Origin of the sequence: Pseudomonas sp. WMBT8 (assembly GCF_050916005.1) — a bacterium.
Taxonomy (GTDB): domain Bacteria; phylum Pseudomonadota; class Gammaproteobacteria; order Pseudomonadales; family Pseudomonadaceae; genus Aquipseudomonas.
In genome coordinates this window covers 2,781,100-2,797,482 of record NZ_CP188096.1, presented here as the reverse complement: position 1 = coordinate 2,797,482, position 16,383 = coordinate 2,781,100, and the positions used below count along the sequence as shown (strand labels likewise).

The 16,383-nt window shown below is 62.2% G+C and carries 20 protein-coding genes; 7 read left to right on the top strand and 13 right to left on the bottom strand.

Annotated features, from left to right (window positions below; translation table 11 throughout):
- Nucleotides 1–79 precede the first annotated feature (79 nt).
- From tatA to tatC, 3 genes are read left to right on the top strand one after another with little or no spacing between them, the layout of a single operon-like run.
- The gene (gene tatA / locus ACO77H_RS13170; RefSeq protein WP_346266504.1) at nucleotides 80–295 is read left to right on the top strand and encodes a twin-arginine translocase TatA/TatE family subunit; all 216 of its coding nucleotides are present in this window, start codon (nucleotides 80–82) and stop codon (nucleotides 293–295) included.
- The gene (gene tatB / locus ACO77H_RS13165; RefSeq protein ID WP_432755650.1) at nucleotides 295–591 is read left to right on the top strand and encodes a Sec-independent protein translocase protein TatB; all 297 of its coding nucleotides are present in this window, start codon (nucleotides 295–297) and stop codon (nucleotides 589–591) included. The genes tatA and tatB overlap by 1 nt, the downstream gene beginning before the upstream one ends.
- Entirely contained in the window at nucleotides 588–1,334 is a 747-nt protein-coding gene (tatC, locus tag ACO77H_RS13160) for a twin-arginine translocase subunit TatC (RefSeq protein ID WP_169955806.1), read from the top strand. Before tatB ends, tatC begins: the two co-directional genes overlap by 4 nt.
- Before the next feature lie 50 nt (nucleotides 1,335–1,384).
- On the opposite strand, the gene ACO77H_RS13155 is transcribed toward tatC, so the two are convergent.
- Complete coding sequence (locus ACO77H_RS13155; protein WP_169955805.1) at nucleotides 1,385–1,837, bottom strand: winged helix-turn-helix transcriptional regulator; 453 nt, start codon at nucleotides 1,835–1,837, stop codon at nucleotides 1,385–1,387.
- Nucleotides 1,838–1,943: 106 nt separating this feature from the next.
- On the opposite strand from ACO77H_RS13155, the gene ACO77H_RS13150 reads away from it, so the two are divergent.
- From ACO77H_RS13150 to ACO77H_RS13140, 3 genes are all read left to right on the top strand, one after another.
- The gene (locus ACO77H_RS13150; protein WP_170058049.1) at nucleotides 1,944–2,561 is read left to right on the top strand and encodes a LysE family translocator; all 618 of its coding nucleotides are present in this window, start codon (nucleotides 1,944–1,946) and stop codon (nucleotides 2,559–2,561) included.
- Between the two features lie 178 nt (nucleotides 2,562–2,739).
- Nucleotides 2,740–3,276, top strand: a complete 537-nt coding sequence (locus ACO77H_RS13145; RefSeq protein WP_170041551.1) for a MarR family winged helix-turn-helix transcriptional regulator — start codon at nucleotides 2,740–2,742, stop codon at nucleotides 3,274–3,276.
- Between the two features lie 19 nt (nucleotides 3,277–3,295).
- Complete coding sequence (locus ACO77H_RS13140; protein WP_170041552.1) at nucleotides 3,296–4,066, top strand: hypothetical protein; 771 nt, start codon at nucleotides 3,296–3,298, stop codon at nucleotides 4,064–4,066.
- Nucleotides 4,067–4,096: 30 nt separating this feature from the next.
- Here ACO77H_RS13140 and ACO77H_RS13135 read toward each other — a convergent pair whose 3' ends face one another.
- From ACO77H_RS13135 to ACO77H_RS13110, 6 genes are all read right to left on the bottom strand, one after another.
- On the bottom strand, nucleotides 4,097–4,912 hold the full coding sequence (locus ACO77H_RS13135) for a hypothetical protein (protein WP_262376901.1): 816 nt from the start codon (nucleotides 4,910–4,912) through the stop codon (nucleotides 4,097–4,099).
- 149 nt (nucleotides 4,913–5,061) lie between these two features.
- Nucleotides 5,062–5,445, bottom strand: a complete 384-nt coding sequence (locus ACO77H_RS13130; protein WP_170041554.1) for a nuclear transport factor 2 family protein — start codon at nucleotides 5,443–5,445, stop codon at nucleotides 5,062–5,064.
- 15 nt (nucleotides 5,446–5,460) lie between these two features.
- Nucleotides 5,461–6,684 carry an MFS transporter gene (locus ACO77H_RS13125; protein WP_170041555.1) on the bottom strand — a complete coding sequence of 408 codons (1,224 nt, stop codon included), beginning with the start codon at nucleotides 6,682–6,684 and terminating at the stop codon, nucleotides 5,461–5,463.
- Nucleotides 6,685–6,783: 99 nt separating this feature from the next.
- Complete coding sequence (locus tag ACO77H_RS13120; RefSeq protein ID WP_170041556.1) at nucleotides 6,784–7,407, bottom strand: malonic semialdehyde reductase; 624 nt, start codon at nucleotides 7,405–7,407, stop codon at nucleotides 6,784–6,786.
- A gap of 11 nt (nucleotides 7,408–7,418) precedes the next feature.
- Nucleotides 7,419–8,414, bottom strand: coding sequence for a VOC family protein (locus ACO77H_RS13115; RefSeq protein ID WP_432755649.1), 996 nt, complete (start codon nucleotides 8,412–8,414; stop codon nucleotides 7,419–7,421).
- Nucleotides 8,415–8,536: 122 nt separating this feature from the next.
- Nucleotides 8,537–9,403: a fumarylacetoacetate hydrolase family protein gene (locus tag ACO77H_RS13110; protein ID WP_432755648.1), complete on the bottom strand. Its 867-nt coding sequence runs from the start codon at nucleotides 9,401–9,403 to the stop codon at nucleotides 8,537–8,539.
- 289 nt (nucleotides 9,404–9,692) lie between these two features.
- Here ACO77H_RS13110 and ACO77H_RS13105 point away from each other — a divergent pair, with 289 nt between their 5' ends.
- On the top strand, nucleotides 9,693–10,253 hold the full coding sequence (locus ACO77H_RS13105; protein ID WP_432755647.1) for a TetR/AcrR family transcriptional regulator: 561 nt from the start codon (nucleotides 9,693–9,695) through the stop codon (nucleotides 10,251–10,253).
- Between the two features lie 19 nt (nucleotides 10,254–10,272).
- Here ACO77H_RS13105 and ACO77H_RS13100 read toward each other — a convergent pair whose 3' ends face one another.
- The 6 genes from ACO77H_RS13100 to ACO77H_RS13075 are packed head-to-tail and all read right to left on the bottom strand — an operon-like array spanning nucleotide 10,273 to nucleotide 16,296.
- Nucleotides 10,273–10,566, bottom strand: a complete 294-nt coding sequence (locus tag ACO77H_RS13100; RefSeq protein WP_170041560.1) for a hypothetical protein — start codon at nucleotides 10,564–10,566, stop codon at nucleotides 10,273–10,275.
- A gap of 54 nt (nucleotides 10,567–10,620) precedes the next feature.
- Complete coding sequence (locus tag ACO77H_RS13095; RefSeq protein WP_432755753.1) at nucleotides 10,621–12,006, bottom strand: OprD family outer membrane porin; 1,386 nt, start codon at nucleotides 12,004–12,006, stop codon at nucleotides 10,621–10,623.
- 35 nt (nucleotides 12,007–12,041) lie between these two features.
- On the bottom strand, nucleotides 12,042–13,004 hold the full coding sequence (locus ACO77H_RS13090; protein WP_432755646.1) for a biotin/lipoyl-binding protein: 963 nt from the start codon (nucleotides 13,002–13,004) through the stop codon (nucleotides 12,042–12,044).
- Entirely contained in the window at nucleotides 13,001–13,204 is a 204-nt protein-coding gene (locus ACO77H_RS13085; RefSeq protein ID WP_170041562.1) for a DUF1656 domain-containing protein, read from the bottom strand. Before ACO77H_RS13085 ends, ACO77H_RS13090 begins: the two co-directional genes overlap by 4 nt.
- Entirely contained in the window at nucleotides 13,194–15,341 is a 2,148-nt protein-coding gene (locus ACO77H_RS13080; RefSeq protein ID WP_170041563.1) for an FUSC family protein, read from the bottom strand. The genes ACO77H_RS13085 and ACO77H_RS13080 overlap by 11 nt, the downstream gene beginning before the upstream one ends.
- A gap of 7 nt (nucleotides 15,342–15,348) precedes the next feature.
- Complete coding sequence (locus tag ACO77H_RS13075) at nucleotides 15,349–16,296, bottom strand: pirin family protein (RefSeq protein WP_170041564.1); 948 nt, start codon at nucleotides 16,294–16,296, stop codon at nucleotides 15,349–15,351.
- Nucleotides 16,297–16,383 lie beyond the last annotated feature (87 nt).

Below are 16,383 nucleotides of genomic sequence, written 5' to 3'. Positions count from 1 at the left end.
GCAAAAACGTCACCGCGCCGTCATAAAGCCTCGGCAAACTGCGCCTTCATATTTCAAATCAATGGCTTGGAGTGGCGTTATGGGTGGTATAGGGATTTGGCAACTGGTCATCGTGCTGCTGATCGTGGTGATGCTGTTCGGCACCCGGCGCCTCAAGGGCCTGGGCAGTGATGTGGGTGAGGCCATCAAGGGCTTTCGCTCCTCCATGGGCAACGAGCCCGGCGCCCAGGCGGCGCAAAAGACCAGCCTTGAGGTGCAAGGCGAACCTCAGCGACCTGCAGACAGCAAACACTGATGTTCGATATCGGGTTTAGCGAACTGCTGCTGGTGGGCCTGGTGGCCCTGCTGGTGTTGGGCCCCGAGCGCCTGCCGATTGCCGCGCGCAATGCCGGGCTGTGGCTGGGCCGGGCCAAGCGGGCGATGAATACGCTCAAGGCCCAGGTCACCCAGGAACTGGACCACGAACACCTGTTGCAGAGCATCGACCAGCAACCCTTGCGGCAACTGGAGCAGCAACTGCGCGACGGTATCCGCCTGGAGGCCCCGCCGCCGCCAGCCACCACCACCTCCCCAGGACAACCTGCCCCATGAGCGACCTGCCCTTGCCTGCCCCGCGCCTGTCGGTGACCGGCCACCTGACCCGGCTGCGCTCGCGCCTGGTGCGCTGCGTCCTGGCGATCCTCCTGGTGTTTTGCGCGTTGTTCCCCTTTGCGCAGCAGCTCTACAGTTTCGTCTCGCAGCCGTTGCGCGATTTCCTGCCCAGCGGCGCAACCATGATTGCCACCGGGGTGACCTCGCCGTTTCTGGCGCCGCTCAAGCTGACCATGATGATCGCCCTGTTCATCAGCATGCCGCTGTTGCTGCACCAGGCCTGGGGCATGATCGCGCCAGCGGTGTACCGCCAGGAACGCCGCACCGCCGCCTGGCTGCTGGCCGCCAGCGTAGTGCTGTTTTACGCGGGCATGGCGTTTGCGTTTTTCCTGGTGTTCCCGATGATGTTCGGCTTCTTTACCAGCGTGACCCCGGACGGCGTGGCGATGATGACCGATATCGCCCTGTACCTGGACTTCATCCTCGCGCTGTTGCTGGCGTTCGGCTTGGCCTTTGAAATCCCGGTGGCCACCTTCTTGGTGATCTGGGCCGGGATTACCGATGTCCAGACCCTGCAAAAGAGCCGGCCCTATGTGATCGTCGGCTGCTTTGTGGTCGGCATGCTGCTGACCCCGCCCGATGTGTTTTCGCAAACCATGCTGGCGGTGCCGATGTGGATTCTGTTCGAGCTGGGGCTGCTGGCCAGCCGGTCGGTGAGCAAGCCGCGCACCGAGGTGACGTAGGGGCCTCACGGCGCATGGGAGCGCCGCACCAATGAGGCGCTACGCCATGATCACAACGGTAGCGGACGGTCCTGGATCACCCGTTTCATCACCAGGGTCGAAGTCAGGCGCTGCACGTTGGGCAGTGTCGACAGGCTCTCATCGTAGAGCCGTTGAAAGGCCGGCAGATCCTGGGTGATCACATGCAGCAGGTAATCCGGCTCGCCGAACAGGCGCTGGGCATCCACTACCTGGGCAATTTCCAGCAGCGCCGCTTCAAAGGCCGCCACTGCGGGCCGGTCGCCTTCGCGCAGGGTGACAAAGACCATTGCCGAGAAGTTCAGGCCGACTGCGCCGGGGTCCAGCAAGGCGCGGTAGCCGAGCAGTACCCCGGACTCCTCCAGGGCCTTGACCCGTCGATGGCACGGGGAAAGGCTCAGCCCCACACGGTCGGCAAGCTCGGTGACCGACAGGCGCCCGTCTTTTTGCAGCTCGCAGAGAATTTTTCGATCAATTCGGTCCACTTAGAATATTCTCCCAATTCAAGGCCTTGTGCCAGGTATCTTTGAAAGCAAATTCTAACTGCATTTCATTATTCTTCCTGCATATTCCTACAGGGAGAACGAAACAATGACGTGGACCGCTGTGCTTGCCTTTTGGGCAGTGTCGATTCTGTTTGTGCTGACGCCCGGCGCCGATTGGGCCTACGCGATTGCGGCGGGCTTGAAGGGGCGCAGGGTCATCCCCGCAGTGGCTGGGCTGCTGTGCGGCCACTTACTTGCCACCCTGGTCGTGGCGGGCGGCGTGGGTAGCCTGGTGACCCGTCACCCTGCTGCGCTGTCAGTGCTGACGGTTGCCGGGGCCGGCTACTTGCTGTGGCTCGGCATCAATATGCTGGCCCACCCTGCCACACCCCATGCGCACGCCAGCCGGGAGGCCAATAGCTGGCAGCGCTGGATGCTCAAGGGGTTGTGCATCAGTGGGCTGAACCCCAAGGTTTTCCTGCTGTTCCTCGCGCTGTTGCCCCAGTTCACCGAGCCTGGCGCCACCTGGCCGGTGTCGCTGCAGATGGTGCTGCTAGGGCTGATTCATACCCTCAGCTGTGCGGTGGTCTACCTGCTAGTGGGGTTTGGCGCGCAGGCCGTGTTGCAGGCACGTCCGGTTGCCGCGCGCTATGTCAGCGGCGTTTCGGGCGCGGCAATGATCGTGATTGCCGGGGTGCTGCTCGGCGAAGAACTCCTCGGTTGAGCGCGGTCAGTAGTTGCCGGCCACTGACAATGCTCGCCCCAAAACTGGCATCCGCCTCGAACATACTCACTATGGTTTTGCACCACAAACCTTGCCGATCGAAGCGCCCTGCCCCGTGCTTGCAACGAAGAATAAACAAAATGTTGACTTAGTAAGGCGCCAAGATAAACTGCGCCTTATGAATATTTTAGAGAACAAACACCACATCATGCTGCGCGAGCTTGACGGGGTGCCAGCCGAGGTCAGGGACAGCGTCAAGCTGTGCTTCGAGCTGCTGTCGGCTGCGGCCGCGATCAATCGTGTGTGTGCCATCCGCCTGGCCCGCTACAACCTGTCGGAGGGCCGCTTCGTCATCATGCTCACCCTCAAGAGCGCCGGCGGGAAACTGTCGCCACTGGAATTGGCGACGCGCCTGTCGATCACCACCGGCACCGTGACCGGCTTGCTCGATGGCCTGCAGGGCGACGGCTTTATCAAGCGCAAGACCGACCCTACCGACCGGCGCAAGCTGATCATCAGCCTGACCGCCGACGGTAAGCGCGTGGTCGATGAGGTGTTTGCCGAACACACCGATTGGATCAGCGGCATCATCCAGGGCTTGAGCCCTGAGCAGCGCCAGGGGTTGTCCGAGTCGCTCTATTGCCTTTCCACCAGTCGTGCACTGTCCCCGTCACTGCCGGATGGGAAGAGGCCTTGCCCGGGGAGCAGCCCATGAACACAGCGGTGGGATCTATATGAGTGAAGAACGCAAAGCCCTGATCGACCAGGGCCGCCTGCCAACCCGCAATCTGGGCGAGTGTCTGGCAGTCGACCAGGTGGCGCTGGCGCAGGCGCTTGCCTCGCAGCTGGAGACTTCCCTGGCCCAGGCACTGCTGAGCGCGGCCCAGGCCGGCCAGGCACTGGGCATTTCGAAGAAAGTAGCGGGGCTGGGCCTTGCGCTGGGCCAGTGGCTTGAAAGCGGCGCCCTGCCCCTGCGCGAACAGAGCTGGCAGTTGCTGCTGGAGCATCCTTCGGACACCGTGCGTAGTTGGGCGGCCTTCGCCAATGCCTTCTGCGCACGCGACACGCCCCTGGAACAGGCGTTGCTGAGCCAGTTCCGGTTCGCCACCGACAGTCACTTTGGCGTGCGCGAATGGGCCTGGATTGCCTTGCGCCCCTTACTGGCCCAGGACCTGACGGCGTCGCTGGAGCTGTTGCGCGGTCATGCCCGCAACGACGACCCGCTGATCCGCCGCTTCTGCGTTGAAATCCTGCGGCCGCGCGGGGTCTGGTGCGAACACATCGCCCCACTCAAGGCCGAGCCGCAAATCGCCGAACCCTTGCTGATTGCCATGCTCGATGAAACCGACAAATACGCCCAGGACTCGGTGGCCAACTGGATCAACGATGCCAGCAAGACCCGGCCGGACTGGGTGCAGGATTTGTTCGAGCGCTACCCACCCAGCGGCAAGGCCGCCACCAGGATTTTTACCCGGGCGACCCGCAACCTTTCTCAAAAAAAGTGAACAGCCGCTGGTGCGGCTCACCCAAGGGCCTTAGAAGTGCCACTCAAGGTGCACGGTGGGGGCGTAGGTTTCGGTGCCGGGTTTATGGATCGCGCCGTACTTGTGCTTCCAGTACTCATACCCCGGACCGATCAGCATGGTGTTTTTGCGGGCAAACGCCAGTTGCCCGACATCGACCATCAATGAGGCGCGAACCAGGCTTTCCTCGGCCGTGTCCTGCTTGAAGTAATCCTTGCCCTTCGCGGTCTTGTAGCTAGCAAAGCCCTGGAACTTGAGGGGCACGCTGCCCACCTGGAACGGAATGCCCCAGACCATGTGCAACACGTAGTACGGGTCGAACTGGATGTTCTCGGTGTGGCACGCGCTCAAGCCGCAATGGTTCCACTCCATGGCATACAGCAGGCTGATATCCAGGTAGCCGGGCACGTCGAACTTGAGCGTCGGGCCGGCCACCAGCATGCGCTTGCGGGTGGCAAACCCGGTGTTCTTGTAGTTGAGTTCAACCCCACTGCTCAGTGCCACTTCCTTGACCGGGCCGAACGCCATCGAGCGCTCGAACACCTGGCTGAGGAACAGTTGATGGCGATAGACCAGGTAGGCCTCGGTCGCGCCTGAGTCGCTGTCTTTCTTCGGGTCGTTGCTGTCGGACTTGAGTACGTCCAGGTTGAAGAAATTGGACCCCGCCTGATTGCCGCTGGCGTGGCCCAGTTGGTAGATCTCCTTCTGCACCTTGCCGCGGATACCGGGTTCGGTGAAGTCGGAGCCGTAGCGAAAACCGATGAAGGTATCGCGCAAGGCCTCGGCCTGCACCGGGCTTGAAGCCAGGCTCATTGCGCCTGCGGTCATCAGAAGGGCCTTGCAATACGTTTTTTGTAATTGTTGTACGTACATGTTCAGGATTCCATCAAGTCAAAGTGCCGGCCACGCGCACGCCCTGCCCGGTCAACCACCAGGGCCGGGGTCCAGTTGCCGGTTGTTGAGGGGCTTACCGGGATTCAGCTGTGGGTGTAACGCGTCGATTGCCAGGCAATCATTTGCCAGCCGTTATTGCCGGCCTTCCACACGCTGATGTAGCGCGAGTTGAGGAGCATGGGCTCGCCACGGATCACCACATCCATATCGATCAGCCCGGTGACGAGCACACAGTCCCCGGCCCTGCGCATCTGCTCGTCGCGGCTGGCGAAACTGCGGTAGCGCCAGACCCCCTCTCGCATGCCTTGCAGGTAACTGCGCTTGCTGTCGCTCTTGCCGTCCGAGTGGCTGTAGGTCAAGTCGCGGGGATAGAGGCTTTCCAGGAAGTCCAAGTCGCCGTCGACCATGGCCTGGCGGCGGCGCATTTCCAGGGCCTGGATCTGTTGTTCTACGGTTTGCTGTGACATGTCTTAGAACCTCGATTATCGGGAATCCATGGTTTTCAACGGCATGCCCGCCATACCGGGCAGGTCTGACTCGACCTGGGGCATGAACCACAGGGTGATGGTGGACAGGGCAAAGAACCCGGCGCACACCAACAAGCCCCACGCCAGGCTGTAGTGGGTGGCAATCCCGCTTAACAGCAGCGGCGCAAAGGCCGCCAGGCCGCGACCAAAGTTGAAACAGAACCCCGCGCCGATGGTGCGCACCCGAGTGGGGTACAGCGCACTGAAGTAGGAGGCAAACAGGCTGGCAAAGGCATAAAAGAACGCATAGATCGGCCCCAGCCAGAACAGGATGGCGTTCTGCGTCGTCAGTGCATAAATCGACAACATCACCGCACTGCCGAGCAATGACAGGAGCGTGGCGTTGCGCTTGCCGATACGGTCGGCAATCAAGCCAAAGGCGTTGATACCGATAAAGGCACCGACGTTGAGGATCGCCATGAAGTTGGCCATCGCGCCGATACCCAGGCCACGCTCCTGGATCAAGTAGGTGGGCAACCAGGTGCTCGCGCCCCAGAAGCCAATCACCGCAAAACTTGCCGCCAGGGTGCCCAGCAGGGTCAGGCGCAGCAGTTCGGGGGAAAAGATTTCGCGCACCGAGACGTACTTGCGTACGCCGGGGCGGGCTCTCTGCGCGCTCCACTCCGGCGACTCGGGCATAAACAAAAACACATACGCCAGCGGAATCAGGGTGGAGATCCCGGCCACCATGAACAAGGTCTGCCAGTCCGGCAGATAGTTGGCCGCCACCATGGCCGCGATGGCGGCGCCAATCGGGAATGAACTCAGCACGAATCCGATCGCCCGCGCCCGCTGGTGGGCAGGCCAGGTCTCCGTCACATAGGCCGAGACAATCCCCCACACCCCGCCCAGGCCCAAGCCGGACAGAAACCGCAGGAGCAGGAGCAAGGCCCAGTTGTGTGTGGTGGCGACCAGCGTGGTCAACACGCCAAATACGATCAACGAGATCAGCAGGGCTTTGCGTCGACCGTAGTTGTCGCAGTACCAGCCCGTGGTGATACCGCTCAACCCGATACCCAGCAGGGTCGCCGAGGCGAGCATGCCCGCTTCATTGAAGGTCAGACCCAGGTCCTGGCGGATCACCGGAAGTGCGATGGTGAGCAAGATGATTTCCATCGCGTCAAACAGGTACGCGAGGAAACCGCCGACAAGCACATGCCATTTGGAAAGAGGTCTCATTGCAGGATTTTCCTTATTGTTGTTGTTTTGCCAGGCCGATCGACAGGCGTGACGCGTCGCAGCACGCTCGATCGGTCTGGAGGATTTACAGGTCGTCAGTTACAGCAGCGCGCAGGCTTCGTCGAAATCCAGGCGCGGACTACGGGCAAAGAGTTTCTCGGGGTCGCCATAGCCGAGGTTGCACAGGAAGTTCGACTTGATCTGCATACCGCCAAACGCCTGCATGCCATCGGCGCCGGGGGCGAAAAACGCCTGGTCGACCTGTGCGTGGTCAAACCCGGACATCGGGCCGCAGTCAAGGCCCAGGGCACGGGCCGCGAGGATGAAGTAGCCGCCCTGCAGCGAGCTGTTGCGAAAGGCGGTGGATTCGAGCAGCTCCGGCTGGCCGGCAAACCAGTCGCGGACCGTGGGGTTGTGTGCAAACAACCTGGGCAACTGGGTGTGGAACTGCGTGTCGTAGCCGATGATCGCCGTCACCGGGGCGCTCAGGGTTTTCTCGACATTGCCTGCGCTCAGGGCCGGCAGCAGGCGTTGCCGGGCTTGGGTACTGCGCAAGAACACAATACGCGCCGGGCAGCCGTTGGCGCTGGTCGGGCCCCAGCGCACCAGATCGTATAGTTCCCTCAAGGTGTGATCATCCACCGGTTTGTCCAGCCAGCCATTCTGGCTGCGGGCCTGGCGGAACAACCTATCGAGTACCTGCTCGCTGATTACTTGACTCATGGCATCGGTCCTCAACTGCGTCGCTGACGGTCTGAAGTCGACCGGGGTACGGTCTGTTCGGCGGCACACTCCCCGCCCAGGAAAAACTCCACCGACATCGGCGGGCCCCATTGGTAGAGGCTGGCGTCGCACGCATGGGTGTAGCCCGAGGGCGAGTCCTGGTTGAACAGGTCGCCATCGGTGAAGTGCTCGATCAGGTTGCCGGACGGGTCGCGCCAGTAGTCGAAGATCTGGCTGCCCAGCATGTGCCGGCCAACCCCCCAGAACGGCGACCAGCCTTGCAGGGTCATCCACTCGTGACCCAGGCACTGCGCATCAAAATCCTGGACTTCAAAGGACACGTGGTGGACGAAGTCCCGTGGCGCCTGGAACAGCGCGATGGTGTGATGGTCGGTCCAGGCGCTGCCACGGTTCAAGCGCAGGAAGGCCGCGCTCGGGCGGTCGCGATGCGGCTCCTCGACCACCAGGTCCGAAGGCAGCATGCCGAGCATCTGCTGGTACCAGGCCAGGTGCAGGGGCATGTCCTGCACGCCAATCGCCGCATGGCCCAGGCGCAGGACCTGGGCTGCGCCCTTGGCGGGGCGCTGCACGTCGCCAAAGCGCTGCTTGTGTTGGGCCGAGTTGAGGGTCAGCGCGGCGCGATGGGGCAGCGCGCCAACGGTTTCGATACCGTATACCAGCTCGATGCGGCGCCCCGAGGGATCCTGCAAGGCGACGTACTGCCCGCCTCCCGGGCCTTGCAGCGCCTGGATCGGCGAGGCGCCCGGCAATTGGGCGGCCTGGTGCAGGTCATCAAGGCTTTCGACGGCAAACGCGATGGCACCAAAGCTGGCGGCTGCGGCCTTCTCGGCGATGTACACATAGGGCAGCGAACAGGTACCGCGAAAATACAGGCGCTGTTCAGTCCGGTGCATGACCACCAGGCCGAAATCGGTCAGGAAACGCTCGACCACCCCAAGGTCGGGATGACGGTAGAGCACGTGGTTGATGTCTTTGATCTGCAGCACGGTAGTTGCTCCTGGGCATTCAATGGGCCGCACAACCGCGGGTCAAAACCAGGGCAGCCGGGATCGCTGCCCACCGTGGTGACGGTCGGTTGTTCGACGCTGGTGAAACCTGACGCGTGGACTCAGGCCGCTGGCGGCTCGTCGGCGATCAGGTTGCTCAAGGTGCCAAGGCCTTCGATCTCCACGGTGCAGAGATCGCCGGGCTTCATGAACAGGGGTGGGCGTCGCGCCCAGCCAATCCCGGCGGGGGTACCGGTGACGATCACGTCACCGGGCTCCAGGGTCACCGCTTCACTGAGCGCCGCAATCAGTTCGGCGACGCCAAAGATCATGTCGGCGGTGTTGCCCTGCTGCACCACCGTGCCGTTGAGGCGTGTCACCAGGCTCAGGCCCACCGCGCCCGGTGGCAACTCATCGGCACTGACAAAGGTCGGGCCAAATGCGCCGGTGGCGTCGAAGTTCTTGCCAATGGTCCATTGCGGCGACTTGAATTGGTAATCGCGCACCGACGCCTCATTGAAGATCGCGTAGCCCGCGACATGCGCCAGGGCCTGCTCGCGGCCGATATGCCGGCCACCGGTGCCGATCACCACCGCCAACTCCCCCTCGTAATCCAGTTGTTCGGAGACCCGTGGACGCAGGATGGGTTCGCCATGGCCGATCAGGCTGGTGCAAAAGCGCGGGAAAAAGGTTGGGTAAGTCGGCTGTTCGTACGGGCTCTCCTTGGTGTGATCGGCGTAGTTCAAGCCGACACATACAATCTTGCCCGGACGCTCCAGCGGTGGCAGGTAACGCAGCTTCGAGGTATCCAGCAAGCGCGCGTCGCTCAAGCGCCGATGGGCCGCTTGCAACGCCTCGGGGCCGGCGTTGAGCAGGTCTTCCAGGGTGCCTGGGTAACCGCTTTCCTGTTCGCTCAAGCCCCGCAGGACGCCCGCTTGCTCAATCGCCAGCCCTTTGTGGGAGCCTTCCAGAAAATGCACGAAACGCATGATCAGTACCTCTGTTGTTTTTATGGAATGGTACGGTACGTTACCGTACCCTTTCGCCAAAAATGCGCCCAAAACAAACACGCGTCAAGGGTGATGCGCGGGCTTTTTACAAAAAATATCGCAGGATGACTGGGTGATTCTTCCCGCCGTGTGGCTGGAAGGCTTATGCAGAGCGGCGTAGGCTATGGCTTCTTTCACCGTGTTCTTTCAGGAATATCCGATTCACATGCAAACCCCTACCCCGAGGCAAGCAGCAAAACGTCAAAGTATTCTCCAGGTTGCGACTGAGATGTTTCTCGCAGAAGGCTATTCCGGGGTCAGCGTCGACGGGATCATCGCCAGCATTGGCGGCTCCAAGCGCACGCTGTACGCCTATTTCGGTGGCAAGGAGGGGCTGTTCGCGGCGATTATCGAGCAGCTGTGCGCAGAGAACGTCAGCCCGCTTACCCACATGAATCTGGCCCAGAAGCCGCTACAGGAAGCGTTGACCACCATTGCCCGGGTCTTTCTCGACGTGGTGTTATCACCCCGCACCCTTGCCCTGCATCGCCTGATCGTGTCCGAAGCCCTGCGCGCGCCGGAGGCTGCAAAGTCGTTTTTCGAAGCGGCGCCCGCCACGGCCTACACCTGCCTGGCCGAGTACTTCACCTGGGCCGAGGAAGCCGGCCTGATTATCCCGGGCGACCCGCAGACCCGCGCCAAGATCTTCCTCGATGCACTGACTGGCGACATGCAGTTGCGTTGCCTGCTGGGGCTTTGCAAAAGCCCCGGAAAACCGGCACGCGAACAACTGATCAAAGAGACCATATCTATATTTATCAATGGCTTGTCAGCTGATAAGGCCCAGTAAGACGCCTATGGGGGCGCCTTCATTTGTGGCAGATCAGCGCCGCACCCGTAATCTCGGCACCGTCGGGAGTTTCCTTACCGTCAGCCACCGCCATGCTGTCGGCCCCCAAAGCGCCAGCTTCGTTAAAGGCCATGCGCAACGTTTCATCAGCACTCGCCCCCCTGACGGTGAACACCCTGACCAGGTTGCATTGATTGGATGATGTTGCGGTGACCAGATTAACGTTGAGACCTTGCTCAGTCAGTTGGGTAGAGCACGCGCAGAGCGTGGCCATCGCCAAAAAGGTCAGAAACGCTTTGGACGGAGTCTTCATAACGGATGCTTCCCTGGGTTTGCGCGACTGATTCAACCGGCGTTTGCAAAGCCGCTAAAAAACGCTGAACGGATAATCGACAATCACCCGGTATTCATCAGCGTTGGAATTGCCACGGGTATTGCCCGGTGCGGTATACCCCTGCCCCGTGCGGTGGGCCGCCCAGCGCAGTGTGACGTTCAAGCCCTTGGCCTTGCCGCCCGGCACGGCGTAGCGCAGGGCAATGTCCCGCTCCCAGTGATGGGCATCCTTGCCGGCGGCGTTGTAGATGTAGCCGTAGCCTTTGCTGTCGGGATCGACCCGGGTCAGGTCCGCTTCGCCACGGGTATAGGAGGTACTGAGCTGGAAGTCGGGCGCGTCGATGAACGCCAGGCTGGTCTGGTACTGGATCTTCCAGGAGCGTTCCCCTGGCGCGTTGAAGTCTGCGTACTGCTGGGAGTTGTTCAGGTAGAGGAAGGTCCGGTCGTCCTGCACCACGTAGTCGAACGGCGTGTCGCCATCAACCTTCTGCAGCCCCAGGGTCAGGCTCTGGCCGGCGCCGGACAGGGTCAGGCCGCCGGTGTAGGTGTGGTTGTCAATACGCCCCAACTGGCGCTGGCCCTGGTCGCGGGTGTTGAAGTAATGCACATACGGCGTCAGCGTGACCCCTTGAGCCAGGATGAACGGTTGGCTCACACCGGCGTAGTACTGATTCCAGATATCGCTGAGTTGCCCGCCATACACCGTCAGTGTCATCCCGCCCGGCGCACTGTAGACACCCCCCAGCCAGGCCATGTGCGGGCTTTCACGATCGGCGGCCAGCCCGGCCTTGTTGCCGTTGCCATAACTGGTACCCAGGTGGCTCTGGCCACTCTGGTTGCGCAGCCGCGTGGAGTCGACCCAACCGCCGTCCAGGGTCAGGTTCTGCAGGCTGTAGTTCTTCAGCGTCACCCCGCGAAAGGTCTGTGGGAACACCCGGCTCACACCGCTGGCCACCAGCGGGTTCTCCAGGTACTGGTCACCGGCCTGCACCAGGCTGTCAAAGGCGCGCAGCTTGAGGGCCGCGCCCGCCGCCGAGAAGTCGGCCTGCGGGGCCATCTGCGAATCCAGCGGTAGCAACCCCGCCCCGCCACTGCCCCCGCCGCCGTCGAGCTTGAGTCCATAGAACCCATGCACATCCACCCCGACCCCAATCGGCGTGTCGGTGTACCCCGAACGAAAGGACAGGTACACCCCCTGCACCCATTCGCGCTGGTCCAGCCGTGACGGCGTGTTGTGGTTATCGCGGCCCAGGTAGTAATTGCGCAGCAAGCCATTGAGGGACGAACCGCTGACAAACCCCGGCGCGACCGCCAGCTCAGCCTTCTGCCGCTCATTGATGCCCGTGCTGAGGTTGTCCCGTTGGCCCAGGGAGTTATCGGCGTACACGCTCGCTGCCGACAGGGACACCGTCAGCGACATCGAAACCCGCACCAGCCGCCCCATGGCAAACCCCATCAGCGTTGCTCCTGTTGTTGCAGTACAGTCACCGTCGCCGTGGTGCCCGCCCGCAAGCGGCCCTGGCTGGCGTATTCAGGATCGATGCCGATTCTGACCGGCACCCGCTGTGCCAGCTTGACCCAGGTGTAGCTGGGGTTGATGTTGGCCAGCAGGCGACTGCCCGGAGAGTTCTCGCGGTCGGTGATGGCGAAGGCGATGCTCTGCACCGTGCCGCCAAAGGTTTCGCCGCTCATCAACTGAATCCGTACGCGGTCGCCCTCGGCGATCCGGGGCAGCTTGGTTTCCTCGAAATAGCCACTGACATAGAACGAGTCGCTGTCCACCAGCGCCAGCAAGGCACCACCGGCCGTGGCGTAGTCGCCCTGGCGCGTCAACAGGTTGGTGACATAGCCACTGACCGGCGCGATCACCCGGGTACGCTGCAAATCGAGCTCTGCCTGGGTCAATGCGGCCTTGGCCAACTGCACGTTGGCCTCGGCCAGCCCGAGATTGGCCTGGTTGCTCAACAGTTGCGCCTGGGCGACCGCCACGTCGGTACTGGACTTCTCCCACTCTTCGCCGGAGATCGCGAACCCCTGCTTGAGGGTGCGCCGCCGCCGCTCCTCGCTCTGGCGCTGCTTGAGCTGGGCTTGGCTGGCAATGATCGCTGCCTGGGACTGGCCCAGGGTGGCCTTGGCCACGTCCACCGAGCGCCGTGCATGCTCGACCGCCAGGGCGTAGCGCGCAGGGTCGATTTCCAGCAGCACGTCGCCCTTTGTCACATGCTGGTTATCCTGCACCCGCAGGCTGACGATCAGCCCGGAGACATCCGCCGGCAGCGTCACCACGTCGGCACGCACGCGCGCATCACGGGTCCAGGGCGAGCGGGTGTAGTGTTCCCAGGCGAACCAGCCCAGCACCACGGCCAGCAAGACCACCACCAGGGTAATCACTTGGGGAATGAATTTTTTCAAGATCATGGGGTTCCCATCACTAAAATCACCACCGCACATACGCAGACATACAGGGCGCCCTCAAACAGCGCCTCATGCCAGACCAGCCGCAACACGCCGAGGCGGCGCAAACCCCAGTCCAGCAGCATGAACACTGGCAGCGCCAACAACAGGACCTGGGCAATCGGCGGCAGGTACACGCCGCCCACCTCGAAATCAATCGGCAAGGGCCGGCACTCCTTCTTCCACGGGTTCAAGAAATTCGCGATAGCGCTCAAGGAACGACGCCACGATCAGCAACGCCACCCGAATGCGAAACACCGACCACAGCTGCCCATGCCCTGAAGGCAACGCGCTGGCATGCAGCTGGTCCAACTCGTCGCCCAACTGGCGCAGGCTCGTGGTCAGAGCTTGCACGTCGACACCCGGCCGGCCGGCCACATAACGCCCGGACTGCTCCAGGACCGACTGCAAGCGAGCCTTGGTTGCAGGCGCGAGCAGCGTATTGTCCTGGCCTTGTTGCTTGAGCTGGTTCAGGGCGATCCCCAGGGCCATGCACGCCAGGCTGACCTCGAACAGCGCGTTGGAACGCCGGTCGTTGGCCGCCGGCAACAGCCCCAGCATCATGGTCAGGCGGTCCATCATCCGGCTTTCAAAGGCAAACTGGTGGGAGTCCGCCGTCGAGGCCCGGAGCAGCGCGTAGACCTGGCCACGGCTCTCGTCGTACAGGCGCTGGATACGCCGCGCAGGGTTAAACGCAAACACCCACGAATACACTAGCAACGACAGCGCGCACGCCCCTATATAGGCGCCAGCGAATTCGAACCACTGGCTCGCGCTGTTCTGCCAGGCCCCGATATTCTGCGGCCCTACCATCAGGAAGGTCGACAGGCCCAAGCCCATGCCGATCCCGGCGGTCATCGGGCTGGCCAGGCCTACCGCAATTACATACAGCAGCGGCGCGAGGATCAGAAACAGCATTTCCACATCGCCAATGGCCGGCACCAGCATGAACTGATAGACCGCCGAGACCACCAGGGACAGGCCAAACCCGCGCGCATAGTTCTGGCTCGCGGCCAGGGGCCGGGGAAAGGTCGCCATCAACGAACAGAGAATGCCCACCAGGATCATCCCGGCCCGGGCGCCGTCCCACGCGGTCTCGATCCAGATCAGGCCGCTGACGAACAAGGCAATGAAGGCCCGCGCCGCGTTCATCCCGGCCAGGCGCCAGTCCAGGTACAGCGGATTGCTCTGGCCCTGGCGGTGCGCACAGCTGGCCTGGCGACCGTCCTGGATGGCATCGCTGAGTTCGAGGATTTCCTCCAGTTGCTGCAACAGGCGCGCCTGCTCCCACCGCAAGGCCCACGCCAGTGCGCGCAAGGTGCCGGTCATGGGCCCGGCGCGCTGCTCGGCGTTTTTTGCCTGTTGGTCAAACCGCTGCTGGAGCGCGGTAAAGCCCTGGCGCGCTTCGGCCGACAGCGAACGACCGGCCACCGCCAACTGGTCGAGAAACGCCAGCTCGTCAGCCCGCAACTGCTGGATATCCTCCGGCAGATCGCCTTCCCAGCGCTCACCGATCAGCATGCGCTGGCGCCGCAGCACGGTCAGCCGCGAGGCCAGCAACACCAATTGGTTGCCGAGCAGTTGCACCAACCCATTGGCGCTGCGCAGCCGTGGCGCATCGAAATACAGATGCCGGCGCAGGCCTTCCAGGGCGCTGATTTCCCCCAGCAACTGCATCTGGCGCTTATGAAAGTCCGCCTCGCTCTCTTCGGTGCGGATCACCGCTGCGGCGTGAGCGGCCATCAATTTCAACACCTGGTCGACCTTGGCGAAATAGCCCCGTGCAACCGCTTCCGGGCGCGCTGTGAGCAGGCTCACCAGGCATACACAGGCCACCGCCAGCAGCGTCTCGGTCAGCCGGGTGATCGCCAGCATCAAGGTGTTGTCCTGCTCCGGCACCGCCAGCAGCCCCACCACCACGGCGGTAAAACCACTGAGCACAAACGCATGGGAACTGGTGTAGCGCAACAACGTGCCGCCAGCGGTGCAGAACGCCAGCCACAACGACAGGGTGATAACAAAGGGCAGCGGCGCCTGGGGGAAAATCCCCATGATTACCACTGCCACGGCGGCACCGACCAGGGTGCCGATGATCTGCGAGAAACTGCGCTGCAACGCCATGCCGCCCAGGGGCTGGCTGACGATAATCACGGCCATCACCGACCATTTGGGTTGATCCAGGTCGAAGATAAAGGCCAGGTACAACGTCAACAGCCCGGCCGCGACGGTGCGCAGGGCAAACAGCAACACCCCGAGGCCGGGGTTGAACACAACTTTGAAATAGTTGATCAGCGGCTGCATGGGCGGCTCATGCGTGCGGCCAAGGCAGCTCAGGGGCTAGCAGACGATCGCCGTCAAACCCCTCGACATCACCAAACCGTTGCAGGTCACGGTTGTTCCACGCCAGTAAAGCCTCGACGATATCGGCCTTGTCGTGCGCAACAAAATTCCACCACAGATAAATCTCCTCGGTTAGAGGCACGCCCCCCAAGAGCAATGCACGCGAGGCTGCAAAAGACTGCAAGCTCAGCTCGCTCAAGCCACGCCCCAGATAAGCCAGCTCGTTACTGGCAAAGGTTTGACCATTGATGCTGAAGGCGCCTTCCAGCGGCAAAATGCCGTACTCGAACTGCGGATCAAGGCTCAAGTGCACACTCGCGGCGGCGTCACACCGCAGGTCGATACCCACCAGTGGCGAATAGAATCGACCCGGTGCGGTTCGGCCTGCAAAACCTCCGGCCAATAACGTGAGCTGCAAGCCTCCTTCAGCCCAGGTCGGCAAATCGGGGTAGTGGTCAAATGCCGGTGCGCAGTCTTTATCGGCCTGCGGCAAGGCGATCCATAGTTGCGCCGCATGCAGGTGATGCTCCTGCGCCAATGACTCTTCGGTGTGGGTAATGCCCCGCCCGGCCGTCATCAGGTTGACCTGGCCCGGACGAACAACCTGCTCATTGCCCAGGCTGTCTCGGTGCAGGACTTCGCCTTTGATCATCCAGGTAAAAGTCTGCAGGCCGATATGCGGATGCGGGCCGACACGCAACCCCGCATTGCTCTCAAACACCGTAGGGCCGGCATGATCGAGAAAACACCAGGCGCCAATAGTGCGCCGCTGCCTGGAGGGCATCAGCCGATTGATCGCAATCCCACCGCCCACCTGTGCAGTGCGCGCCGTAATACGCTGAATCTCGCGAACACCCTCAGCCCTCGGGCAATCAGATGACGTGGACAACTGATTGAATGGCTCCTGATTACTCATAGCTGCTCCTTTACCGCCAATTGACTTCGGATGCTGACACTGGCGCTCAGCAATTTATAAATCGGGCAAGTATTGGGGACCGCCAAC